23 protein-coding genes are annotated in these 23289 nt (G+C 70.6%); 14 read left to right on the forward strand and 9 right to left on the reverse strand.

Translation table 11 applies throughout. The features are described 5' to 3' along the window. The first annotated feature begins 15 nt into the window (after window positions 1–15). Genes nadA through nadC form a run of 3 tightly spaced genes read left to right on the forward strand, consistent with a single transcriptional unit; the run spans window position 16 to window position 3403 of the window. The gene (gene nadA / locus LB823_RS01825) at window positions 16–1071 is read left to right on the forward strand and encodes a quinolinate synthase NadA (RefSeq protein WP_224645052.1); all 1056 of its coding nucleotides are present in this window, start codon (window positions 16–18) and stop codon (window positions 1069–1071) included. Further along, window positions 1068–2543, forward strand: coding sequence for an L-aspartate oxidase (nadB, locus tag LB823_RS01830; protein WP_224645053.1), 1476 nt, complete (start codon window positions 1068–1070; stop codon window positions 2541–2543). The genes nadA and nadB overlap by 4 nt, the downstream gene beginning before the upstream one ends. Then, the gene (gene nadC / locus LB823_RS01835; RefSeq protein WP_224645054.1) at window positions 2540–3403 is read left to right on the forward strand and encodes a carboxylating nicotinate-nucleotide diphosphorylase; all 864 of its coding nucleotides are present in this window, start codon (window positions 2540–2542) and stop codon (window positions 3401–3403) included. Before nadB ends, nadC begins: the two co-directional genes overlap by 4 nt. On the opposite strand, the gene LB823_RS01840 is transcribed toward nadC, so the two are convergent. Both LB823_RS01840 and LB823_RS01845 read right to left on the reverse strand, forming a co-directional pair. Next, window positions 3360–3845: a hypothetical protein gene (locus LB823_RS01840; RefSeq protein ID WP_224645055.1), complete on the reverse strand. Its 486-nt coding sequence runs from the start codon at window positions 3843–3845 to the stop codon at window positions 3360–3362. The genes nadC and LB823_RS01840 overlap by 44 nt on opposite strands. Then, on the reverse strand, window positions 3842–4315 hold the full coding sequence (locus LB823_RS01845; RefSeq protein ID WP_224645056.1) for a DM13 domain-containing protein: 474 nt from the start codon (window positions 4313–4315) through the stop codon (window positions 3842–3844). The genes LB823_RS01840 and LB823_RS01845 overlap by 4 nt, the downstream gene beginning before the upstream one ends. Before the next feature lie 166 nt (window positions 4316–4481). Here LB823_RS01845 and LB823_RS01850 point away from each other — a divergent pair, with 166 nt between their 5' ends. Both LB823_RS01850 and LB823_RS01855 read left to right on the forward strand, forming a co-directional pair. Then, on the forward strand, window positions 4482–5168 hold the full coding sequence (locus LB823_RS01850; RefSeq protein ID WP_224645057.1) for a response regulator transcription factor: 687 nt from the start codon (window positions 4482–4484) through the stop codon (window positions 5166–5168). Then, entirely contained in the window at window positions 5168–6304 is a 1137-nt protein-coding gene (locus LB823_RS01855) for a sensor histidine kinase (protein WP_374201264.1), read from the forward strand. The genes LB823_RS01850 and LB823_RS01855 overlap by 1 nt, the downstream gene beginning before the upstream one ends. Before the next feature lies 1 nt (window position 6305). On the opposite strand, the gene LB823_RS01860 is transcribed toward LB823_RS01855, so the two are convergent. Beyond that, on the reverse strand, window positions 6306–6932 hold the full coding sequence (locus LB823_RS01860) for a DUF1345 domain-containing protein (protein ID WP_224645059.1): 627 nt from the start codon (window positions 6930–6932) through the stop codon (window positions 6306–6308). Between the two features lie 167 nt (window positions 6933–7099). Between LB823_RS01860 and LB823_RS01865 the strand changes: the two genes are divergently transcribed. Beyond that, window positions 7100–8164 (forward strand): NAD(P)-dependent alcohol dehydrogenase, encoded by a 1065-nt coding sequence (locus LB823_RS01865; protein WP_304941259.1) that lies wholly within the window; start codon window positions 7100–7102, stop codon window positions 8162–8164. 1 nt (window position 8165) lies between these two features. Here LB823_RS01865 and LB823_RS01870 read toward each other — a convergent pair whose 3' ends face one another. From LB823_RS01870 to LB823_RS01880, 3 genes are read right to left on the reverse strand one after another with little or no spacing between them, the layout of a single operon-like run. Continuing rightward, window positions 8166–8573 carry a VOC family protein gene (locus LB823_RS01870; RefSeq protein ID WP_224645061.1) on the reverse strand — a complete coding sequence of 136 codons (408 nt, stop codon included), beginning with the start codon at window positions 8571–8573 and terminating at the stop codon, window positions 8166–8168. A gap of 10 nt (window positions 8574–8583) precedes the next feature. Beyond that, window positions 8584–9045: a helix-turn-helix transcriptional regulator gene (locus LB823_RS01875; RefSeq protein ID WP_224645062.1), complete on the reverse strand. Its 462-nt coding sequence runs from the start codon at window positions 9043–9045 to the stop codon at window positions 8584–8586. After that, on the reverse strand, window positions 9011–9724 hold the full coding sequence (locus tag LB823_RS01880; protein WP_224645063.1) for a 1-acyl-sn-glycerol-3-phosphate acyltransferase: 714 nt from the start codon (window positions 9722–9724) through the stop codon (window positions 9011–9013). Before LB823_RS01880 ends, LB823_RS01875 begins: the two co-directional genes overlap by 35 nt. A gap of 154 nt (window positions 9725–9878) precedes the next feature. On the opposite strand from LB823_RS01880, the gene hisD reads away from it, so the two are divergent. The 4 genes from hisD (at window position 9879) to LB823_RS01900 (ending at window position 14993) form a co-directional block, all read left to right on the forward strand. Next, on the forward strand, window positions 9879–11225 hold the full coding sequence (gene hisD, locus LB823_RS01885; RefSeq protein ID WP_224645064.1) for a histidinol dehydrogenase: 1347 nt from the start codon (window positions 9879–9881) through the stop codon (window positions 11223–11225). Beyond that, window positions 11222–12337, forward strand: a complete 1116-nt coding sequence (locus LB823_RS01890; protein WP_224645065.1) for a histidinol-phosphate transaminase — start codon at window positions 11222–11224, stop codon at window positions 12335–12337. Before hisD ends, LB823_RS01890 begins: the two co-directional genes overlap by 4 nt. An 8-nt stretch (window positions 12338–12345) precedes the next feature. Continuing rightward, window positions 12346–12960, forward strand: a complete 615-nt coding sequence (gene hisB / locus LB823_RS01895; protein WP_224645066.1) for an imidazoleglycerol-phosphate dehydratase HisB — start codon at window positions 12346–12348, stop codon at window positions 12958–12960. A gap of 128 nt (window positions 12961–13088) precedes the next feature. After that, a complete protein-coding gene (locus LB823_RS01900; RefSeq protein WP_224645067.1) occupies window positions 13089–14993 on the forward strand; it encodes a M61 family metallopeptidase in 1905 nt (634 codons plus the stop codon). Between the two features lie 15 nt (window positions 14994–15008). Here the strand turns inward: LB823_RS01900 and allB are convergent, their stop codons facing one another. Further along, on the reverse strand, window positions 15009–16358 hold the full coding sequence (gene allB, locus LB823_RS01905; protein ID WP_224645068.1) for an allantoinase AllB: 1350 nt from the start codon (window positions 16356–16358) through the stop codon (window positions 15009–15011). A 245-nt stretch (window positions 16359–16603) separates the two neighbouring features. Between allB and LB823_RS01910 the strand changes: the two genes are divergently transcribed. The 4 genes from LB823_RS01910 to LB823_RS01925 all read left to right on the forward strand — a co-directional run bounded on the left by LB823_RS01910 (window position 16604) and on the right by LB823_RS01925 (window position 21113). Then, entirely contained in the window at window positions 16604–18145 is a 1542-nt protein-coding gene (locus LB823_RS01910; protein ID WP_224645069.1) for an NCS1 family nucleobase:cation symporter-1, read from the forward strand. A 10-nt stretch (window positions 18146–18155) separates the two neighbouring features. Continuing rightward, a complete protein-coding gene (locus tag LB823_RS01915; RefSeq protein ID WP_224645070.1) occupies window positions 18156–18878 on the forward strand; it encodes an aspartate/glutamate racemase family protein in 723 nt (240 codons plus the stop codon). A gap of 65 nt (window positions 18879–18943) precedes the next feature. Next, window positions 18944–20359 (forward strand): C4-dicarboxylate transporter DctA, encoded by a 1416-nt coding sequence (dctA, locus tag LB823_RS01920; RefSeq protein ID WP_224645071.1) that lies wholly within the window; start codon window positions 18944–18946, stop codon window positions 20357–20359. Then, window positions 20352–21113, forward strand: a complete 762-nt coding sequence (locus LB823_RS01925; protein ID WP_224645072.1) for an MTAP family purine nucleoside phosphorylase — start codon at window positions 20352–20354, stop codon at window positions 21111–21113. Before dctA ends, LB823_RS01925 begins: the two co-directional genes overlap by 8 nt. A 71-nt stretch (window positions 21114–21184) precedes the next feature. On the opposite strand, the gene LB823_RS01930 is transcribed toward LB823_RS01925, so the two are convergent. Both LB823_RS01930 and LB823_RS01935 read right to left on the reverse strand, forming a co-directional pair. After that, window positions 21185–22006, reverse strand: a complete 822-nt coding sequence (locus tag LB823_RS01930; RefSeq protein ID WP_224645073.1) for a bifunctional allantoicase/(S)-ureidoglycine aminohydrolase — start codon at window positions 22004–22006, stop codon at window positions 21185–21187. Next, the gene (locus LB823_RS01935) at window positions 22003–23277 is read right to left on the reverse strand and encodes an aldolase/citrate lyase family protein (RefSeq protein WP_224645074.1); all 1275 of its coding nucleotides are present in this window, start codon (window positions 23275–23277) and stop codon (window positions 22003–22005) included. The genes LB823_RS01930 and LB823_RS01935 overlap by 4 nt, the downstream gene beginning before the upstream one ends. Window positions 23278–23289: the final 12 nt, after the last annotated feature.

Genomic DNA, 23289 nt, shown 5'->3' on the forward strand with positions numbered 1-23289 from the left:
AGAAAGGGAGGCGAGATGACCACAGCCACGTCCGCCACCATCACGGAATTCAGCTCGCCGCTCTCCGAGCGGATCGTCGAGGGCGGTGGCATGTACACCGGTGTCGACGGCGACCGGGAGTGGGCCGCCGAGGTCAAGCGTCTCGCCAAGCTCCGCGACGCCACGATCCTCGCCCACAACTACGAGCTGCCCGCGATCCAGGACGTCGCCGACTTCGTCGGGGACTCGCTGGCGCTCTCCCGGATCGCCGCCGACGTCTCCACGTCGACGATCGTCTTCTGCGGCGTCCACTTCATGGCCGAGACGGCGAAGATCCTCAGCCCCGAGAAGACCGTGCTGATCCCGGATCAGCGCGCCGGCTGCTCGCTGGCCGACTCCATCAAGGCCGTCGAGCTGCAGGAGTGGAAGGACGAGCACCCCGGCGCCGTCGTGGTCTCCTACGTCAACACCACCGCGGAGGTGAAGGCCCTCACCGACATCTGCTGCACGTCGTCGAACGCCGTCGAGGTGGTGCAGTCGATCCCCGAGGACACCGAGATCCTGTTTCTCCCCGACCAGTTCCTCGGCGCGCACGTCAAGCGCGTCACGGGCCGGCAGAACATGCACATCTGGGCGGGCGAGTGCCACGTGCACGCCGGCATCAACGGCGACGAGCTCGCCGCGCAGGCGAAGGCGCACCCGGACGCCGATCTCTACGTGCACCCGGAGTGCGGCTGTGCCACCTCCGCGCTGTACCTCGCGGGCGAGGGCGCGGTCCCGGACGACCGGGTGAAGATCCTCTCCACGGGTGGCATGCTCGACGCCGCCCGCGAGACCGGCGCAAAGGAGGTCCTCGTGGCCACCGAGGTCGGCATGCTGCATCAGCTGCGGATGGCCGCCCCCGGCGTCGAGTTCCGCGCCGTCAACGACCGCGCCTCCTGCAAGTACATGAAGATGATCACGCCGGCGGCACTGCTCCGCTGCCTGGTCGAGGGCAAGGACGAGGTCTTCGTCGACGCCGCGATGGCGGACGCCGGCCGCAAGGCCGTCACGCGCATGATCGGGATCGGGCAGCCCGGCGGCGGAGAATGACCACCACCGCCGTCGCCGATCTGCTCGTCGTCGGCGCGGGCGTCGCCGGCCTGACCGCCGCGGTCGCCGCGGCGGACGCGGGCCTGACCGTCACGGTGCTGTTCAAGCCCTCGACCGGCAGCGCACCGTCGACCTCGACGGCGTACGCGCAGGGCGGGATCGCGGTCGTCGACCCGTCCGATCCGGACGACTCGATCGACCGGCACGTCGCCGACACCGTCGGCGCGGGCGGGCCGCTCGTGGACGTCGTCGCGACCCGGTCGATCCTGGCCGACGGGCCTGCCGCGGTGGACCGGCTGATCTCCTGGGGCGCCGCGTTCGACAGGCGCCCCGACGGGCGACTCAAGCGCACCCGCGAGGGCGGGCACACCGTCTCGCGGATCATCCACGCCGGCGGCGACGCCACCGGCGCCGAGGTGCAGCGCGCCCTCACCGCCGCCGCGAAGACCCGTCCCACCCTGACCGCGCGCCCCGCCCAGGCGTACGCGCTGCTCGCCGACGGTGACCGCGTCGTCGGGGTCCGGACGGCCGAGGGCGACGCCTTCGGGCGGACCGTCCTGCTCGCGACCGGCGGTGCCGGACACCTGTTCTCGAGCACCACCAACCCGTTGGGCGCCACCGGCGACGGCATCGCTCTGGCCGAGGCGGCGGGCGCCGACGTCCGCGAGCTCGAGTTCGTGCAGTTCCATCCGACGATGCTCTACACGCCGGGTGCCCGCGGCCGCCGGCCCCTGATCTCCGAGGCCGTCCGCGGCGAGGGGGCGCACCTCGTCGACGCGAACGGCGACGCCGTCATGGACGGCGTGCACCCGATGGGTGACCTCGCGCCCCGCGACGTCGTGGCCCGCGCCGTGACCGACGCGATGGAGCGCACGGCGGCGCCGTGCGTCTACCTGGACGCGACGATGATCCCCGATGTGGCGGACCGTTTCCCGACGGTGACCGAGGCCGTCCGCGCCGCGGGCCTCGACCCGCAGACCGACTTGATCCCCGTCGTCCCCGGCGCGCACTACCTGTGCGGCGGCGTGGTCACCGACCTGCACGGCGCGACCGGCGTCCCCGGTCTGTACGCCGCGGGCGAGGTGGCCCGCACCGGCCTGCACGGTGCGAACCGCCTCGCCTCCAACAGCCTGCTCGAGGCGCTCGTGATGGGCCTGCGGGTGGCGACCGCCGCGCAGACGGCGCCCGCGCTGCCGGGCGGCCCCGTCCGCGAGATCGCGCCGCCGCACGCCCGTGCGGAGCGGGACGCCCTGCAGGACGCCATGACCCGATCCTGCGGCGTCCGGCGCACCGTCGACGGCCTGTTCGGCCTGACCGCGCTGCTGGCGGATCCCGCCTTCGTCGCGGACGCGCCCGCGGTATCGTCCCGGGACCGGGAGGACGCCGTGCTGACCGCGGTCGCCCGGCGGATGGCGGGGCAGGCCCTGGCCAGGCAGGAATCCGTGACCGAGGTAGTGGAGGTACGTCCGTGACCGAGCTGACGCTGGAGCCCGACCGCGCCGAGGTGGTGCGGCTCATCCGCACCGCCCTCGACGAGGACCTCCGCTACGGCCCGGACGTGACCAGCGAGGCCACCGTGCCCGCGGGCGCGACCACGCTCGCCAAGGTCATCAGCCGCGAGCACGGGGTGCTGGCCGGCATCCCCGTCGCGGAATGGGTGCTCGACGAGGTGGTCGGCCCCGGCAACTACCGGGTACCCGCGAAGATCGCCGACGGCACCGTCATTGCGCCGGGCGACGTGGCGATGGCCATCGAAGGCCCGACGCTCGCCCTGCTCACGGCCGAGCGCACCCTGCTCAATGTCGTCACCCACCTCTCCGGCATCGCGACCGCGACGGCCGCCTGGGTCGCCGAGGTCGAGGGCACCGGCGCGAAGATCCGCGACAGCCGCAAGACGCTCCCCGGTATGCGCGCGCTGCAGAAGTACGCCGTCCGCGCGGGCGGGGGCGTGAACCACCGGATGGGCCTCGGCGACGAGGCGCTGATCAAGGACAACCACGTGGTCGCCGCCGGATCGGTGACCGCCGCGATCGAGGCCGTGCGGCGCCGCGCGCCCGGCGTCCCGCTCGAGGTGGAGGTGGACTCGCTCGACCAGCTCGAGGAGGCCTTCGCGCTCGGCGTCGACCTCGTACTGCTCGACAACATGCCGCTGTGGATGACGCAGTCCGCCGTGCAGCGCCGGAAGAAGCTCGCGCCGCGCACGAAGCTCGAGTCGTCGGGCGGGCTCTCCCTCGACGTCGCGGCGGACTACGCCCGGACCGGCGTCGACTACTTGGCCGTCGGGGCGCTCACGCACTCGGTGCGGGCTCTCGACCTCGGTCTCGACCTCTGAGCCGATCGCCCAGCGTCGCGGCCGGCGACCAGCGGCGGGCCAGCCCGCCGCCGGCGAGGACCGTCGCCGCGAGCACGACCATGACCGGGTACTGCACGACCAGTTGGTCTGCGGCCCAGTAGAAGCCGAGCAGTCCCGTCGCGACGAAGGCCGTCGCCCGCGGCAGGAGGCCGATCAGCGCGGCGACGCCCAGGGCGACTTCGGTGAGCGGCACCAGGATCCCGAAGATCGTGGCGAAGCGGCCCATGACCTCGGTGGCGAACCAGACGAACGCGCCCGGCACGCGGGGATTCCCGGTCGCACTGCCGACCACCAGGAGGATGTCGCTCCGGCCGAATCCCGCGTGGTACTTCACGTACCCCTCGTGCAGCCACGCCGCGCCGAGGGCGATCCGAGCGACGACGACGGTCACCGTCGCCGCCCGGGTCGCGGTCGGGGTCATCGCCCGAGCTGCGCGGCGCCGAAGACGGCGAGCGCCTTGTCGCAGTGCACGACCAGGTGCGTGTAGTCGGCGGCCGCGACGCCCTCGGGGAGCGTGAACCGCTGCGCGGCCTTGTCGTAGGCGATCGCGCCGAGGCGGACCCCGCCCTTCACATCGGCCTCGGTGGTGCCCTTGGTCAGGTACAGGTGCAGGTCCGGGCCCTCGTCCGAGGAGAAGCCCGCGAGCTCGACGGTGCCGCCCGTGATCGTCGCGGTTCCGGCGACGTTCTTGCCGTTGAGGCCGGCGAACATCCCCGTGACCGCCGCGGTCGACGGCGCGGACATCGGCATGGACATCTGCGTGGACATCGACATCGGGGCCGCTGTGCTCGTCATCGGCTCGGCCGACATGTCCTTCGAACCGCCGCACGCGGTCAGGGCCAGGCCCAGGGCGACGGTGGCGACGGCGCCGGTGAGGTGGGAAGCGCGCATGATGGGACTCCTTACTCGTGACATGACCGGCGGCTGGGGCGCCGGCTCGTGATCGAGTCAAACGCCGGTCGCCGACGGGGAGAAGGAGAGTGTCAGCGCCGTAAGGGCACCTTTCAGTTCCGTAAGGAACGGCGCGCTCGCCGCCGCCGCGCCTACGCTCGGACTCATGCACGAGGGGTCACGGGTGATGGTCGTCGAGGACGATCCGGCGGTCCGCACGGTCGTCGCCGACCACCTGCGGCTCGCGGGATGCCTCGTCGCCCAGCACCGCGACGGGGCGCAGGCGTGGGAGGCCTTCCAGGCCGAGCGGCCGGATCTCCTGGTGCTCGACCGCATGCTCCCGGGGCTCAGCGGCGACGAGCTGTGCCGGCGGATCCGCGAGGTCTCCGCGGTGCCGATCATCATGCTGACGGCGCTCGACGGCGTGGACAACCGCATCGACGGGCTGGAGAGCGGCGCCGACGACTACCTCGCGAAGCCCTTCTCCCTCCGCGAACTGCAGCTGCGCGTCAACGCCCAGCTGCGCCGCAGCGCGCCGTCCGAGGCCGGCCTGGTCTTCGAAGCCGGGCCGTTCCGCATCGACGCCGCGCACCGCCGGGTGTGGGTCTCGGGCCGCGAGATCCCGCTGACCACGCGGGAGTACGAGCTGCTGCTCTACCTCGCGCGGAACCCGGACCGGGTGATCAGCCGCGACGAGATCCTGCGCGAGGTGTGGCGTTGGGGCTTCGGCGATCCGTCGACGGTGACGGTGCACGTGCGCCGCCTGCGCGAGAAGATCGAGGAGGATCCGCGCAATCCCGCACACCTGCGGACCGAGTGGGGCGCCGGGTATCGATTCGGGTGGGACCGATGATGCTCGACGGTGCCGCGCTCGCGCAGATCGCGGCGACCGCGCTGGCGGTGACGGTCGTCGTCACCCTCGTCACGCTCGGCGTGCTCCGGCTGAGCCGCCGCGCGAGCATCGGCGTCCGGGCGGCGGTCGCGATCGCGGGCGCCCTGGTCTCGGTGGTGGCGTCCACTCTCGCGATCGCGCTGCAGATGTACCTGTCGCGGCACGACCTCACGGTGCTGCTGTGGGTGATCGGCACGTCCGCGGTGTTCAGCGTGATCGCGACGCCCTTCGTCGTGGGGCGCGCCGTCGGGTCGTCGATCGACGCCCTGCGCACGGCGACCCGACGGGTCGGCGACGGCGACGTGGTCGAACCCACCCGCACGGGGCTCGCCGAGCTCGATGCGGTCTCGGCCGAGCTCGCCGAGACCTCGCGGCGCCTGGAGGAGTCGCGGGCCCGCGTGGCCGAGCTGGACGCCGCCCGCCGCCAGTTCTTCGCCTGGATCTCGCACGACCTGCGGACGCCGCTCGCCGGCGTGCGGGCCCTCGCGGAGGCACTCGACGAGGGCACCGCCCCCGATCGCGCGGCCTATCTCACCGCGCTCCGCGGCAAGGTGGAGACGCTCAACGCGATGATCGCCGACCTCTTCGAGCTCTCGAAACTGCAGACCGGGACTCTGCAGATCCATCCCGAGCCGGTGGTCCTGCTCGACCTGATCAGCGACGCGGTCGCGGACTGTCGCGCCGAGGCCGAGCGGCGCGGGATCACGATCGCGCAGGACGGCATCGACGGGCATCTCGTGCACGTCGATCCGCGGGAGCTCACCCGCGTCATCGGCAACCTGCTCGCCAACAGCCTGCGGCACGCGCCCGAGAACAGCGAGGTGGTGGTGCGGGCCGACCGCGTCGACGAGCGCCTGGTGCTCAGCGTCATCGACCAGGGCCCGGGTGTGGCCGCCGAGGACCTGGGGCGGATGTTCGACGTGGGCTGGCGCGCCGACGCCGCCCGGTCCGCCGAGCTCGACGGTGCGCCGCCCGGTGCGGGCCTCGGCCTCGCGATCGTCCGCGGCATCGTCGAGGCGCACGGCGGCACCGTCGTCGCGCGGAGCACCGACGCCGGCTTCCGGCTGGACCTGACGCTGCCGGTGGTCGGCGGCTGACTCAGCCGCTGGCCAGGCTCACGACGAGGTTGATCGTCGTCGCGAGGATGCCGTTCGCGAAGACGAAGGAGAGCAGGGTGTGGCGCAACGTTTCGGCGCGGACGTCGCTGGACGTGATCGCGGTGTCCGAGACGCAGTAGGCGGTCCCGAAGGACAGTGAGATGTACGCGAAGTCGGTGTACCGCGGCGGCTGGGTCTGGTTGAAGTCGATGCCGCCGGGCGGCGGGGTGTCGTAGTAGGTCTGCGCGTACCGCAGCGTGAACAGCAGGTGCATCATGAGCCAGGAGAGGATCGTCGTGCTGAGCGCGAGGCCGCCCAGCGCGAGCCTGCCGTTCGGCGTCGCCGCGTGGGCGTCCGCCATGACGATCGCCACGGCGATGAGGCTCGCGAGCGCGCAGGTCATGGTCAGGAAGTTCCCCAGGCGGCGCTGCGGGTCCTCTTCGGTCGAGTGGGCCGCGGTGGTCTCCGCGTCCATCGGCGAGATGGTCAGCCAGACCCAGACGACGTAGATCCCCGCCGCGGCCGCCCAGCCCGCGGCGGGCGCGTGGCGCCACGAGTCGAGCAGACCCACCGCGACGGCGACCCCTCCGCCCACCAGGACCATGACGGTGGCGCGGATCCTGGCCACCGCTGCTCGTCGCCCCGCCACGGCCGGCCGGCTGTCTTCTGAACCGGTTGCAACTGCATCGTTCGGCATGGGGGAATCTAAGCACCGGATCGCGACTTCCGTACCCCGCGCGGAGAATCCGGCGGGGCCCCGGGGCCGGATACCGGTCGGCGCGGCCGGAGCGCACAATGGAAAGCATGATCGTGAACGCATATGGAGCCGTGTCCGCAACCGAGCCGCTCGCGCCGATGACGATCGAGCGCCGCGATCCCGGTCCGCACGACGTGCAGATCGCCGTCCGGTATGCGGGCATCTGCCACAGCGACATCCACACCGTGCGCAGCGAGTGGGGGCCCGCCCGGTACCCGGTGGTGCCCGGCCACGAGATCGCGGGCGAGGTCACCGCGGTCGGCTCGGACGTCACGAGGTTCGCGGTCGGCGACCGCGTCGGTGTCGGCTGCTTCGTGGACTCCTGCCGCGAGTGCGCGGCGTGCCTGCGCGGCGAGGAGCAGTACTGCGAGCGCGGCATGGTCGGCACCTACAACGCGAAGGGCCGCGACGGCCTGCCCACCCAGGGCGGCTACTCGACGGGCATCGTCGTCGACGAGAACTACGTGCTCCGGGTACCCGAGAGCATCGACTACGCCGCGGCCGCGCCGCTGCTGTGCGCCGGGATCACGCTGTTCAGCCCGCTGCGGCACTGGAACGTCGGCCCCGGCAGCAAGGTCGCGATCATCGGCCTGGGCGGCCTCGGCCACATGGGTGTCAAGCTCGCCGCGGCGATGGGCGCCGAGGTGACCGTGCTCAGCCAGTCGCTGAAGAAGATGGAGGACGGGCTGCGCCTCGGCGCGCAGCACTACTACGCGACGTCCGACCCCGACACCTTCAAGGTGCTCCGCAACCGGTTCGACGTCATCATCAACACCGTCTCCGCGAACCTCGACATGCACCCGTACTTCGGGATGCTGGCCGTCGACGGCACGCTCGTCGAGGTCGGCCTGCCGGAGCACCCGGTCCCGGTCAACGTCTTCGACCTGACCCGCAACCGTCGCTCCTTCGCGGGATCGATGATCGGCGGGATCGCCCAGACCCAGGAGATGCTCGACTTCTGCGCCGAGCACGGCATCGGCTCCGAGATCGAGCTCATCTCCGCCGATCAGATCAACGAGGCCTACGAGCGCGTGATCGCCTCGGACGTCCGGTACCGCTTCGTGATCGATACCGCGACGATCGAGGCGCCCGCCGCGGTCTGATTCAGAGCTGATTGATCCGGATCAGGTTGCCCGCCGGGTCGCGGAAGGCGCAGTCGCGCACGCCGTAGTCCTGGTCCATCGGCTCCTGCACCACGTCCGCTCCCGCGCCGGCGACGCGCTCGAACAAGCCGTCCAGGTCGTCGGTCGACAGGGTGACCGCTGTGTAGGCGCCCTTGGCGATGAGGTCGAGCACCGTCTGGCGCTCGTCGTCGGTGATGCCGGGGTCCATGGCCGGCGGGTGCAGCAGGATCGACGTCTGCGGCTGGCCCGCCGGTCCGACGGTGAGCCACCGCAGGTCCTGGTATCCGACGTCCTTGCGCACCTCGAAGCCGAGGAGGTCGCGGTAGAAGCCGAGAGCGGCCTCGGCGTCGGTGTGGGGCAGGTAGGCGAGCGAGATCGTGAGGTTCATGCGGCCCACGTTATTGCGGCGGGGCGTGCGGTGCTTCTCGATTCCTGACCGGTCGCATCACCTGGCGGGCGAGGCACGCGGGAATGCCCTCGGCGGCGGCGCTGTGGTCGCGCTGGTACACGCTCGGCGGAACGCCGACGAGCTCGGTGAACCGCGTGCTGAACGTGCCGAGGGACGAGCAGCCCACCGCGAAGCAGGCGTCGGTCACCGAGACGTCGCCGCGGCGCAGCAGCATCATCGCCCTCTCGATCCGGCGGGTCATCAGGTACGAGTACGGCGCTTCGCCGTAGACGCGCTTGAACTCGCGGCTCAGATGCCCGGCCGAGAGATGCGCGCCGCGGGCCAACTCTTCGACGTTCAGCGGCTGCGCGAACTCGCGGTCGATGCGGTCGCGGACCCTGCGCAGGACCGCGAGGTCCCGCGCCCGCTGCGCGGGATCAGGACTCCGGGCGCCACTTCTTGGCGTACTCATCCACGTACTCCTGCCCGGTGAGGGCCTGGATCTCCTGCATCAGGCGGTCGGTCACCGAACGCTCGAGCTGGTGCCGCTCGTCGGGATCCGACGGGATGTCGTACTCGATCGGCTCGATGGGCTTGGCGAACTTCACCTGCACCTTCTCGGCGTGCCAGCTGAAGGGTCCGGGCGGCGAGACCTTGTCTGTGCCGATGACGCCGACAGGGATGATCGGGACGTTCGCCTCGAAGGCGATCCGGACCAGGCCGGTGCGTCCGCGGTAGAGCCGGCCGTCGGGGGAGCGGGTGCCCTCGGGGTACATGCCGACGAGGCGGCCCTCGGCGAGGAGCTTCTTCGCCGTGTTGAGCGCGGCGGTCGCGGCGTCGCCGCCCGCGCGGTCGACGGGCACCTGGCCGGTCTGCGTGTAGAAGAACTTCTGCAGCTTGCCCGAGACGCCGGGAGCGGTGAAGTAGTCGCTCTTGGCCAGGTAGGAGATGCGGCGCGGCACCACCAGCGGCACGAACAGCCAGTCCGCGATGGACATGTGGTTGCCGGCGATGAGCGCCGGACCGTCGACCGGGATGTTCTCCAGCCCCTCGACGGTGGGCCGGTTCACCAGCCGGATCGTCGGTCCCACCGACACGTGCTTGATCAGCCAGTACAGGAGGCCCTGGTCGCCGTGGTTGGTCTCAGCCATGGCGGACAACTTACCGGACCGTCAGGTGCCGCAGAGCGGTGAAGCGCGGCGCGGGACGGGCGTGTGACCGCACTCATAGCGGCGGCCGCCGTCCGGTTCGCCGGGGTGCTGCCCGGCCGGAAACCCGGTGGCGCCGGACCCATAGAATGGGGCCATGTCTGATCTGCAGCTGAGCCGTCTCGACCTGCGCGGTCGCCGCCCGTCGCTCGCCGAGCTGCGCGCGGCGCTCCCGCGCGGTGGCACCGATGTCGACGCGGTGGTGCCGCAGGTGCGGCCCATCGTCGACGCGGTCGCCGAGCGCGGCGCCGAGGCGGCGCTCGAGTTCGGCGCGAAGTTCGACGGGGTCCGCCCGGCCACCGTCCGGGTTCCGGCTGGGGCACTGGAGCGCTCGCTCGCCGAGCTCGACCCGGCGATCCGCGAGGCCCTGGAGACCGCGATCAGCCGGGTCCGCATGGTGCACTCCGACCAGAAGCGCGTCGACACCGTCACCGAGGTCGTTCCCGGCGGCACCGTCACCGAGCGGTGGATCCCCGTCGACCGCGTCGGCCTGTACGTGCCCGGCGGCAACGCGGTGTACCCGTCGTCCGTCGTGATGAACGTGGTTCCGGCGCAGATCGCCGGCGTGGGCTCCCTGGTGGTGCTCTCGCCCGCGCAGAAGGACTTCGACGGGCTGCCGCACCCCACCATCCTCGCCGCGTGCGCGCTGCTCGGGGTCGACGAGGTGTGGGCCGTCGGCGGCGCGCAGGGCATCGCGCTCGCCGCGCACGGCGGCACGGATCTCGACGGTGCCGAGCTCGCCCCCGTCGACCTCATCACCGGCCCCGGCAACATCTACGTCACCGCCGCGAAGCGGCTGTGCCGCGGCCTGGTCGGCATCGACGCGGAGGCCGGGCCCACGGAGATCGCGATCCTCGCCGACCACACCGCCGACCCGGTGCACGTCGCGGCCGACCTCATCAGCCAGGCCGAGCACGACGTCATGGCGGCGTCGGTGCTGGTCACCACCTCGCCGGAGCTCGCGGACCGGGTCGACGAGGCGCTGACTGCCCAACTCGAGATCACCCGCCACCGCGAGCGCGTGGACACCGCGCTGCGCGGCCCGCAGTCCGGCACCGTCCTGGTGGACGGGATCGACGAGGGCCTCGCGGTGGTCAACGCCTACGCGGCGGAGCACCTGGAGATCCAGACCGCGGACGCCCGCGAGGTCGCCGGGCGGGTGCGGGCCGCCGGCGCGATCTTCGTCGGCCCGCACTCGCCGGTGAGCCTCGGCGACTACGCCGCCGGCAGCAACCACGTGCTGCCCACCGCCGGCTGCGCGCGGCACAGCTCGGGCCTGTCGGTGCAGACCTTCCTGCGCGGCGTGCACGTCGTCGAGTACGACGAGGCCGCGCTCAAGGACATCGCCGGCACCGTGATCACCCTGGCCAACTCCGAGGACCTCCCGGCGCACGGCGAGGCGGTGCGGCTGCGGTTCGAGTCGCTGAAGGGCGGCCGCGCGTGAACCCGCTGCCCGGTGAGGCCGTGAGCCTCGACCAGCTGCCCATCCGGGACACGTTGCGCGGCAAGGAGCCCTACGGTGCGCCGCAGCTGCCCGTGGCCGCGGCGATGAACACGAACGAGAACCCGCACCCGCCGAGCCCGGCACTGGTCGCCGACATCGCCAAGGCCGTCGGCGAGGCCGCCGCCGCGATGAACCGGTATCCGGACCGCGACCTGGCCGCGCTGCGGAACCGCCTGGCGGAGTACGTGACCGAGCGCACCGGCACCGTCGTCGGGCCGCAGAACGTGTGGGCCGCCAACGGCTCCAACGAGATCCTGCAGCAGGTGCTGCAGGTGTTCGGCGGGCCCGGGCGCACCGCGATGGGGTTCGTGCCCAGCTACTCGATGCACCCGATCATCTCGGACGGTACCGACACGCACTGGATCCCGGGGAAGCGCACCGCGGACTTCGCGCTCGACGTGGACTACGCCGTCGGCGCGATCGACGAGCTGCGTCCCGACGTCCTGTTCCTGACGAACCCGAACAACCCGACGGGGCATCTCATCGCCGAGGACGACCTGATCCGGTTGATCGAGGCGGCGCCGGGCATCGTCATCGTCGACGAGGCGTACGGCGAGTTCAGCGCCGGGCCGTCGGCGGTGCGGCTGTTGGACCGGTTCGCCGGGAAGCTCATCGTGAGCCGCACCATGAGCAAGGCCTTCGCCTTCGCGGGCGGGCGCGTGGGCTACCTGGTGGCCGCGCCGGCCATCGTCGGGGCGATCCAGCTCGTGCGGCTGCCGTACCACCTGTCGGTGTTCACGCAGGCCGCGGCGATCGCCGCGATCGACCATCGCGCGGAGACGCTGGCGTCGGTGGCGCACCTGTCGGCCGAGCGCGACCGGATCTCCGCGCGGCTGCGGGAGCTCGGCTACGACGTGATCGAGTCGCACGCCAACTTCATCCTGTACGGCGGCTTCGCGGACGAGGCCGCCGCCTGGCGCACCTACCTCGATGGCGGGGTCCTGGTGCGCGACATGCACATCCCGGGGCACCTGCGCGTGTCGGTGGGGCTGGACCACGAGAACGACGCCTTCCTCGCGATCAGCGAGAAGCTGGCGCCCGAGCAGAAGTGAGTGACCGCATGACCGATCGCATCGCCCGTATCGAGCGCACCACGAGGGAGTCCTCGATCGTGGTGGAGCTCAACCTCGACGGCACCGGCGTCACCGACATCGCCACCGGCGTCCCCTTCTTCGACCACATGCTCACCGCGTTCGGTCAGCACGGCAGCTTCGACCTCACGGTGCAGGCCAAGGGCGACATCGAGATCGACGCCCACCACACCGTCGAGGACACCTCGATCGTGCTCGGCCAGGCGATCGGCGAGGCGCTGGGGGACAAGAAGGGCATCCGCCGCTTCGGCGACTGCTTCATCCCCATGGACGAGACGCTCGCGCACGCCTCCGTCGACGTCTCCGGCCGGCCCTACGCAGTGCACACCGGCGAACCGGAGTACCTGGTGCACTCCGTGATCGGCGGCTACCCGGGCGTCCCCTACTCGACGGTGATCAACCGCCACGTCTTCGAGTCGCTGGCGATGAACGCCCGGATCGCGCTGCACGTGCGCGTCCTGTACGGCCGCGACCCGCACCACATCACCGAGGCGGAGTTCAAGGCCGTCGCCCGCGCCCTGCGCGCAGCCGTGGAGCCGGACCCGCGGGTCACCGGCGTCCCGTCGACCAAGGGCACGCTCTAGCGGATCCCACGCGCCGGGCGCCGCGCAGGCGTCCGGACCCGCTGCGGCGACCCCGTCCTTTCGGAGGGCGAGGCCGCAAACAATTTTGTAGGATCAACAAAATTGTTCGCGGGAAGTCGGGAGTGCGGATGTCCAAGGTTCGAGGCGTCAGCGCCGTCAGCATCGTGATCGTCCTCCTGGCGGGCCTGCTGGCCTGCGGGTCGCCGGACCGCTCGGGGAAGGACGCAGGGCAGCAGAAGCCGGTTTCGGTATCGGTGGACGTCACCAATCTGCCGCAGCGCATCATCGGGGTGAAGCAGTCGATCCCCGTCAGCGCGGGCGAGGTGACCCTGCTCTACCCGCAGTGGCTCCCGGGCAATCACTCACCGTCCGGTCCGATCGACAAGATCGCCGGCATCTCCTTCTCCGGTGGTGGGAAGAAGCTGGAGTGGAAGCGTGATCCGCTCAATGTCTACGCGCTCAAGGTGACGGTGCCCGACGGCGTCGACACCCTGGACGCGGCGTTCTCGTACCTCACGCCCACCGACAGCACCCAGGGCCGCGTCGTGATGACGCCGAACATGCTCAACCTGCAGTGGAACGCGGTCGTCCTGTACCCGGCGGGGAAGCCCGCGAGCGAGATCCCGTTCACCGCGAGCGTCACCTACCCACCCGGATTCGAGGCCGGCACCGCGCTGGACGTCTCCGGCCGACGCGGCGACACCGTCGACTACCGGACGGTTCCGCTCGACGTGCTCGTCGATTCGCCGGTCTACGCGGGCCGCTTCCACAAGCAGATCGACCTGGCCCCGGGCGCCGAGGTCCCGGTGCGGCTCCAGGTCTTCGCCGACGCGCCGGAGCAGCTCGAGGCCAAGCCCGAGCACATCGAGCAGCACCGGGCGCTCGTCGCGCAGGCGATCAAGCTGTACGGATCGCAGCACTACGATCACTACGACTTCCTGCTCTCGCTCTCCGATCAGCTCAGCTCCAACGGGCTCGAACACCAGCGGTCCAGCGAGAACGGCGAGCCGACCGACTACTTCACGGGGTGGAACCCCGCGGTGGGGAGCGACGATCTGCTCGGCCATGAGTACACGCACTCGTGGAACGGCAAGTTCCGGCGCCCGGCCGACCTGTGGACGCCCGACTTCAACACGCCCATGCAGGACAGCCTGATGTGGGTGTACGAGGGTCAGACCCAGTACTGGGGCAACGTGCTGACCGGTCGGGCGGGGCTGCGGCCGGCGGAGGTCTCCCGCGATGCGCTGGCATCCGTGGTCGCCACGTACACCGACGGCCGCCCGGGCCTGAGCTGGCGGAGCCTGCAGGACACCACGAACGATCCGATCATCGCGCAGCGCCGCACCAAGCCGTACCGGTCCTGGCAGCTCAGCGAGGACTACTACCAGGGCGGTCAGCTCGTGTGGCTGGGCGTGGACGCGCGCATCCGCGAACTGACGGGCGACACGAAGTCGCTCGACGACTTCGCCCGCGCCTTCTTCGGCGTCGACGCCGAGACGTGGAAGACGCAGAACACCTACGACTTCGACAAGGTCGTCGCGACGCTGAACGGTGTGGTCGCCGACGACTGGGCGACGTACCTGCGCGATCGCCTCGACGGCAAGGAGTCGTTCGCCTCGAGCGTCGAGAAGACAGGGTGGAAGTTGGTCTACGACAACAACCCCGGCCCCTTCTTGGCGGCGCAGATGAAGGCGGCGGAGGGTGCGGCCAACTACACCTACTCGATCGGCCTCAACGTGTCCGCGGCGGGCAAGGTCACCGATGTGCGGTGGGACGGACCCGCGTTCAAGGCGAAGGTCGGGACGGGGATGACGGTGCTGTCGGTCAACGACGCCGCGTACTCCCAGGCCACGATGCAGACCGCGATCGAGGCGGCCAAGACGAACCCCGCCCCGATCCGGCTGCAGGTGAAGGACTTCGACCAGACGCGGACCGTCGAGATCGACTACCACGGCGGCCTGCGGTACCCGCACCTGCAACGGATCGAGGGCACCCCGGACTACCTCAGCCGGATCTTCGCGAGTCGTCCGTAGCCGGGGAGCCGGAGGTCAGGCCTCGCCGCGGCGGAGCAGGCGACCGTGGGGGGTCTCGAAGTCGATCTTCTCGCCGCGGAGCCAGGTTCCGCTGACCACGCCGGCGAGGGCGCGGCCGTCGTACGGTGAGATCGCGTTCTTGTGGTGCAGGTGGTGCACGTCGACGACCTGCGCGGCCTCCGGCTCGAAGATCGCGAAGTCGGCGTCGAAGCCGAGGGCGATGCGGCCCTTGCGGGTCATGCCGGCCAGCTTCGCCGGGTTCGCCGACATCCACTCGAGGACCTGCTCGAGGGAGATCCCGCGCTTCTTGGCCTCGGTCCAGATGAGCTGCAGGCCCAGCTGCAGCGACGCGACGCCGCCCCAGGCCACACCGAAGTCGCCGTTCTCGACGTCCTTGAGGTCGATCGTCGAGGGGGAGTGGTCGGAGACGATGCAGTCGATGGTTCCGTCCAGCAGGCCCTGCCACAGGAGTTCCCGGTTCGAGGCCTCGCGGATCGGCGGGCAGCACTTGAAGGCGGTGCCGCCGTTGGGGATCTCCTCGGCGAGCAGCGTGAGGTAGTGCGGGCAGGTCTCGACCGTGAGCTTGACCCCGTCGCGGCGGGCGGTCGCGATCATCGGCAGCGCGTCCGACGAGGAGAGGTGCAGGATGTGCGCCCGCGCCCCGGTCCAGCGGGCGCGCTCGATGACATCGGCGATGGCCACGTTCTCCGCGCCGCGCGGGCGGGAGGCGAGGAACTTCGAGTACTTGTCGCCCTCGGGCTCCGGTGCGTGGTCGATGGCGCGCGAGTCCTCGGCGTGCACGATCATCAGCGAGTCGAACGTGGCCAGCTCGGCCATGTCCTCCTCCATCTCATCGGCGGTGAGGTGGGGGAACTCGTCGACACCCGAGTGCAGCAGGAAGCACTTGAAGCCGAACACGCCGTCGTCGTGCAGCCCGCGCAGCTCGCCCTTGTTGCCCGGGACGGCACCGCCCCAGAAGCCGACGTCGATGTGGGCCTTGGGGCCGGCCACCTCGCGCTTGATGCGCAGGGCCTCGCGGTCGACGGTGGGCGGGATGGAGTTGAGCGGCATGTCGACGAGCGTGGTGACGCCACCCGCGGCAGCGGCCTTGGTGGCGGACTCGAAGCCCTCCCACTCGGTGCGCCCGGGCTCGTTGACGTGTACGTGCGTGTCGACGAGGCCGGGGATCATCACCTGATCGTCGGTCAGCTCGACGACCTCGCGGCCGGTCAGGCCGTTGCCGAGCGGCTCGATGGCGACCACCCGGCCGTCCCGGATGCCGACCTCGCGCGCTACCGTCCCGGCGGTCGTGACGATGCGGCGGCCGCGGACCACCAGGTCGTACTCGGCGGTGTCGGTGCTCATGCAGGTTCTCCTTCGCTAGAAATTCCGAGTCGCGGAATTTCGTCTCGATCCTGGGGCCACACTAGGTGTGACCTGCGCCACTCGTCAAGATCGGTGTTTCCGGTGTGTAGCGATCATATTCCGACATGCGACATGGCCCTTGACAGAGTGACTGAGATAGGTCTTACTTATCGCTACCAGTGGAACACCATTTCCGCACAACGGAAAAGATTCGAGCGGTCAGCCAGCAAGAACGAAGGCCCAGCATGACAGAAGAACTCACCCCCCGCGTCGCGGCGCAGGCGAATCCGATCCGGCTCGGTGACGCGGACGTCGCCGACGTTCCCGACGTGGACGCGCTGAACCGGCTCAGCGCCGGCCTCTACAACCAGGACCTCGCGCCGACGAAGCGGGCGGGCCGCACGTGGGGCGGCTACAACATCTTCACCCTGTGGGCGAACGACGTGCACAGCCTCGGCAACTACGCCTTCGCGATCGGCCTGTTCGCGCTGGGCCTCGGCGGGTGGCAGATCCTGCTGGCCCTCGGCCTCGGCGGCGTGTTCCTGTTCGTCCTGCTCAACTTCTCCGGCTTCATGGGGGAGAAGACGGGCGTTCCCTTCCCGGTCATGAGCCGCATCTCCTTCGGCATCCGCGGGGCGCAGATCCCCGCGCTGATCCGCGGTGTCGTCGCGATCGCCTGGTTCGGCATCCAGACCTACCTCGCCTCGGTGGTGCTGCGCATCATGATCGTCGCGGTCGCTCCGGGCGCGGCGACTCTCGATGAGAACCGCTTCCTCGGACTCTCCACCCTCGGCTGGATCTCCTTCCTGGTCCTGTGGGCGATTCAGCTCGTCATCGTCAGCTACGGCATGGAGATGATCCGCAAGTACGAGGCCTTCGCGGGGCCGGTCATCCTGGTCACCATGGCGGCTCTAGCCGTCTGGATGCTCAGCAAGGCCGATTGGTCCATCGCGTGGACCACGCCGGAGTCCACGACGGGACTCGACATGTGGCTGCAGATCGTCGGTGGCGCCAGCCTCTGGGTCGCGATCTACGGCACCTTCGTCCTCAACTTCTGCGACTTCACCCGCAACGCGACGTCCAAGAAGTCCATCGTGCGCGGCAACTTCTTCGGCATCCCGCTCAACATGCTGCTGTTCGGCGCCATCGTGATCACGCTGGCCGGCGCCCAGTTCAAGATCAACGGACAGGTCATCGAGTCGCCCGCCGACATCGTCCAGACGGTGCCGAACACGCTGCTGCTCGTCCTCGCGTGCCTCGCGCTGCTCGTGCTCACCGTGGCGGTGAACCTGATGGCGAACTTCGTCGCCCCGATCTACGCGCTCAACAACCTGTTCCCGAAGCACCTGAACTTCCGCAGTGCGGGCCTCATCTCGGGCGTGATCGGGCTGGTCATCCTGCCCTGGAACCTGTACAACTCGCCCGCCGTCATCACGTACTTCCTCGGCGGCCTCGGTGCTCTGCTCGGCCCGCTGTTCGGCATCGTCATGGCCGACTACTGGCTGATCCGCAAGTCGAAGGTCAACGTGCCCGACCTGTACTGCGACCTGCCCGACGCGCCGTACTTCTACAAGGGTGGCGTGAACCCGCGTGCCGTCGTCGCGCTCGTTCCCACTGCCGGCGCCGCGCTGCTCATGGCCTTCGTGCCCGCCTTCCACGTGGTCTCGAACTACTCGTGGTTCATCGGAGCCGGCCTCGGCGCGCTCGTCTACCTCGTGGTGGCCGACCGCAAGGGCCCGTTCGTCGACGTCTCCGGCGAGCCGATCGCCGTCCCCAGCAAGCACTAGGAGTCCCGCGATGCGCATTCTCGTCGCCAACGTCAACACCACGGAGTCCATGACGGCCGCGATCGCCGAGTCGGCGCGCTCCGCGGCCTCTCCCGGCACCGAGATCGTCGGGATCACGCCGCGCTTCGGCGCGGACTCGTGCGAGGGGAACTTCGAGTCCTACCTCGCCGCGATCGCCGTCATGGACGCGATCACGCGCTACGAGGGTCCCTACGACGCGGTGATCCAGGCGGGCTACGGCGAGCACGGCCGCGAGGGGCTGCAGGAGCTGCTGGAGGTGCCCGTCGTGGACATCACCGAGGCTGCGGCGTCGACCGCGATGTACCTGGGCCACAAGTACTCCGTCGTCACGACTCTCGACCGCACGGTCCCGCTCATCGAGGACCGGCTCAAGCTGGCCGGACTCGACGCCCGCTGCGCGTCGGTGCGCGCGTCGGGTCTCGGCGTGCTCGAGCTGGAGTCCGAGCCCGAGCGGGCCGTCGAGGCCATCGTCGCTCAGGCGCGGGAGGCCGTCGAGCGCGACCACGCCGAGGTCATCTGCCTCGGGTGCGGCGGCATGGCGGAGCTGGAGGAGAAGGTCTCCGCCGCGACGGGCGTCCCCATCGTCGACGGGGTGCGCTCCGCCGTGACGATCGCCGAGGGGCTCGTACGCATGGGCCTGAAGACCTCCAAGGTGCGCACCTACGCCCCGCCGCGGCCCAAGGTCGTGACGGGCTGGCCCTTCCAGAACTGAAGCTCCTATCGGGTAGTCGTTCGAGAAGCAGGACGGCCGCGCCACATTCCGGCGAAGGGATGCACATGACCACGACTGAGGCGCCGAAGAAGAAGCGCTGGTACAGATCCCTGTTCGTCCAGGTGTTGATCGGCATCGCAGCCGGAATCGCCACGGGCATCTTCTTCCCGGGATTCTCGGACCACCTCGCTCCGCTGGGCCAGGGCTTCATCAAGCTCATCAAGATGCTGGTGTCGCCGCTGATCTTCCTCGTGGTGGTGACCGGTATCGCCAAGGTCGGCAGTATGGCCGCTCTCGGCAAGATCGGTGCGAAGGCCCTGCTGTGGTTCACGGTGTGCACCACGTTCGCGCTCGCGCTGGGGCTCGTGGTCGGCAACGTCGTCCGCCCGGGCGAGGGCCTGAACATCGACCCGTCGACCCTCGACGCGAGCGCGCTCGATGAGAAGACGCACGGCGAGACCCTGCCGGGCGGCGTCGACTTCGTCATGAACATCATCCCGACCTCCGTGGTCGACGCCTTCGCGAAGAACAACCTGCTCCAGGTGCTGTTGTTCGCGGTCCTCTTCGGCGTGGCGCTCGCGGCGATCAGCGAGAAGGTCCAACCCGTCCTGCTCGAGGTCATCGACCAGGCGATGCACGTGATCTTCCGGATCGTCAGCTACATCATGTATCTGGCGCCGATCGGTGCGTTCGGCGCGATGGCCTTCACCGTGGGGAACTACGGCGCCGACTCGCTCAAGTCCTTCGGCATGCTGGTGCTCGCGTGCTACGGCGCCGCCGTCGTCTTCATCCTCATCCTCGCGGTCGCGGTGCGCCTGATCACCGGTGTGAGTACGTGGAAGTTCCTCAAGTACTGCCGCGAGGAGTTCATGCTCGCGCTGGGCACGGGGTCGTCCGAGGCCGTGATGCCGTCGATCATCAAGAAGCTGGACGCGGCGGGCTGCGACCGATCGGTGGTCGGTCTGGTGATCCCGACCGGCTACTCGTTCAACCTGGACGGCGCGGCGATCTACCTCTCGCTGTCGATGATGTTCCTCGCGCAGGCGGTCGGCGTGGACCTCAGCGTGGGGCAGCAGATCACGATCATGGGAATCCTGATCCTCAGTTCCAAGGGGATGGCCGGCGTCCCGGGCTCCGCGTTCGTGGCGTTGTCCGCCACGGCCGCTGCGGTCGGTGCCTTCCCGGTGGCCGCGGTCGCCCTGCTCCTCGGCGCCGACCGCCTCATGGACTCGATGCGTGTGGCGACCAACCTGCTGGGCAACTGCCTCGCCACCTTCGTCATCGCGCGGTGGGAGGGCCTGCTCGACACGGAGAAGATGAAGGCGGTCCTGGAGGGCACGCTCGTCGTCGACGATCCCGACGACGTGCGCGCGCACCCCGGCCACGGCGCGGCCGCGTTCCCGCCGCGTGCCGATGCCGTAGCGCCGGCCGCGGCCGGCGCCGAGACGACCGTCGATGCCGAAGGGGCGAAGAATGTCTGACACCACCGCTCCGGCTGGTCCCGAGGCCACGGTCGCGATCCTCGGCAGCTGGGGCTATTACGGGCTCCTCGACGACGCCCGCGCATACCCGGTGGACACGCCCTACGGCGCGCCGTCGGACGACGTGGTGATCGGGAGCGCGCACGGCCGGCGCGTCGCGTACCTGACGCGGTCCGGCCGCGAGCGGACCATCCCGCCGCACAAGATCAATCACCGCGCCAACATCTGGGCGCTGCACCACCTCGGCGTGCGGCACATCCTCGCCGCCACGCCCGCCGGAGCCTTCGACCCCGCGGTGGGCGTCGGCACCGTCGTCGTCCCGGACCAGCTCGTCGACCGGACCGGGCGCACCGACGACACCTTCCACGACGACGAGGACGTCCGGGTCTCGTTCGCGCAGCCCTTCTCCGAACCGACCCGCGCCGCCGCGATCGACGCGCTCCGCGACCAGCGCTGGGTCGTCGCCGATGGCGGTGTGGTCGTGGCGATCCGCGGCCCGCGCTTCTCGACCGCGGCCGAGTCCCGCTGGTACGCGGCGCAGGGCTGGGACGTCGTGTCGACCACCCCGTACCCGGAGGCGGCGCTGGCCCGCGAGCTCGGCATGGGCTATGCCTGCGTCGCGCTGGTCACCGATCACGACGTCATCGCCGAGACCCCGTGGCCCGTCAGCCAGGAGCGGGTCCAGGAGGAGCTCGACGCGAACACCCTGCGCCTACGCGAGGCGCTCGTGCGTGCCGCGGCGACCCTGTCCTGACCGACGGACCTCCACGCCACAGGGAAGTGCCCCTCCCGGAATCCGGGAGGGGCACTTCACGTATCGGCTCGCTACAGGGCGATCTGGCGGTTGACGTCCTTGTAGAGCAGGTAGCGGAAGTTCGACGGTCCGCCGGCGTAGCAGGCCTGGGGGCAGAAGGCGCGCAGCGACATGTAGTCGCCCTCCTGCACCTCGACCCAGTCGCCGTTGAGGCGGTAGACGGCCTTGCCCTCCAGGACGTACAGGCCGTGCTCCATGACGTGGGTCTCGGCGAACGGGATCGACGCGCCCGGCTCGAACGTCACGATGTTGCAGTGCATGTCGTACGCCAGGTCCTGCGGATCGAGGATCCGGGTGGTGCGCCACTTGTTGTCGGTGCCCGGCATCGGCGAGGGCTCGATGTCGCGCTCGTTGCCGACGGCGACCTTCGGCGTGTGCCCGGCGAGCGGCTCGTAGCGCTTGCGGACCCACTGGAAGACGGCGGCACCGTCGGACGTGTTGGCTACCGACCAAGACGTGCCCGCGGGGATGTACGCGTAGCCGCCCTCGGTGAGGGTGTGCGCCTCGTCGTCGATCGTCACCTGCAGGGTGCCCTGCGTGACGAGGAGGAAGCTCTGGACCTCGGGCTGCGGCTCCGGCGCCTCCGAGCCGCCGCCGGGGGAGACCTCGACGATGGACTGCGCGAAGGTCGTCGAGCCGCCCGCGACGGGGCGGTTGAGCACCCACGCGCGGGTGTTGGTCCAGCCCGGGAAGACCGAGGTCACGATGTCGCGCATGACGCCGCGCGGGATCACGGTGTAGGCCTCGGTGACGATGGCGCGATCCGTGAGCAGGTCCGTCTGCGGCGGGTGGCCGCCCTGCGGCGAGTAGTAGACGGGGGCGGACGAGCTCATCGGGTCTCCTCGGGCTGGGTGATGGTGGGGCGGTTCAGGGCGAGGTCGCGCACCGTCTCGACGGTGACCTCGGCGGCGGACGCGACCTCGGCGGCGGTGACCGCCCCGCAGGTCACGCCGCGATGGATGAAGGACGCGAGCGCGCGGGCCGTCGCCGGCTCGTCGAGGATCGCGGAGTCGATGCGGTGCACGTAGTTCCGCAGCCGGGTCGCGGCGGCGGGGAAGCCGTCGCGGTAGAAGGCGTAGGTCGCGAGGAACCGCGTGACGAGCTGAGCCGGGTGCAGATCCCAGCCCTGGTAGATGCCGCGCTCGAGGTGGCGGCGCACCAGCCGCGCGTGCAGGCGCCAGGCGTCGGCCACGTGGGCGGGATCGCCGATCGGCAGGATGTTCGTGGAGCCGTCCGAGAGGTGCACGCCCGTTCCGGCGACGGCCAGCTGCATGACGTTCTTGGCGTGGTCCGCGGCGGGGTGTTCCATCGACTGGTACTGCGCGGCGATGCCGAGCGAGGCGGAGTAGTCGTAGGTGCCGTAGTGCAGGGAGGTGACCCGCCGGTCGGCGGCGTGCAGCAGGGTGGCGACGGGTGCGGTGCCGTCGGCCCCGAGGATCACCTGGGGCGTCTCCACCTGCACCTCGAAGCGGAGCCGGCGCTCGCCCAGGCCCAGTGCGGTCTCGAGGCCGCGGCTCGCGTCGACCATCGCCTCCACCTGGCCGGCCGTGGTCACCTTCGGCAGCGTGATGGTGAGTCCCTCGGGCAGCGGGCCGGCCGCGACGAGACCGCTGACGAACAGGTCGAGGGTCCGAAGTCCGCGGGCGCGGGTGGGCGCCTCGAAGCACTTGAAGCGGATGCCGATGAACGGGGCCGTCGACCCGTTGGCCACGGCCTTCGTCACCGCGTCGACGGCGCGGGCCACGTCGGCGTCCTCGGCGTCGTCGCCGCGGTCGCCGTAGCCGTCCTCGAAATCGAGCCGGATGTCCTCGATCGGCTCCTCGGTCAGCTTGCGCCGCACCAGATCCGGGAGATCTCGGTCGTCGAGGCCCAGGGTGCGGGCGACCTCGTCCAGGCCGCCGGCGGCGTCGGCCGCCGCGAAGGCCTGCTCGCCCCACTCCCGAGTCGTCTCGGGTGTGAATCGGTCGGCCGGCAGGTAGACGGTGTGCACGGGCTGCCGGCGACCGTCGTCTCCGGGGAATTCGCGGGCCAGGAGCGCATCGGTGTCGGCCAGGCGGCGATCGATCGAGGCCAGGGCGTCGTCGGAGAGCGAGCGGCTGGGCATGGGTCCTCCGTC

The organism is Tsukamurella sp. M9C (assembly GCF_020169415.1).
Taxonomy (GTDB): domain Bacteria; phylum Actinomycetota; class Actinomycetes; order Mycobacteriales; family Mycobacteriaceae; genus Tsukamurella.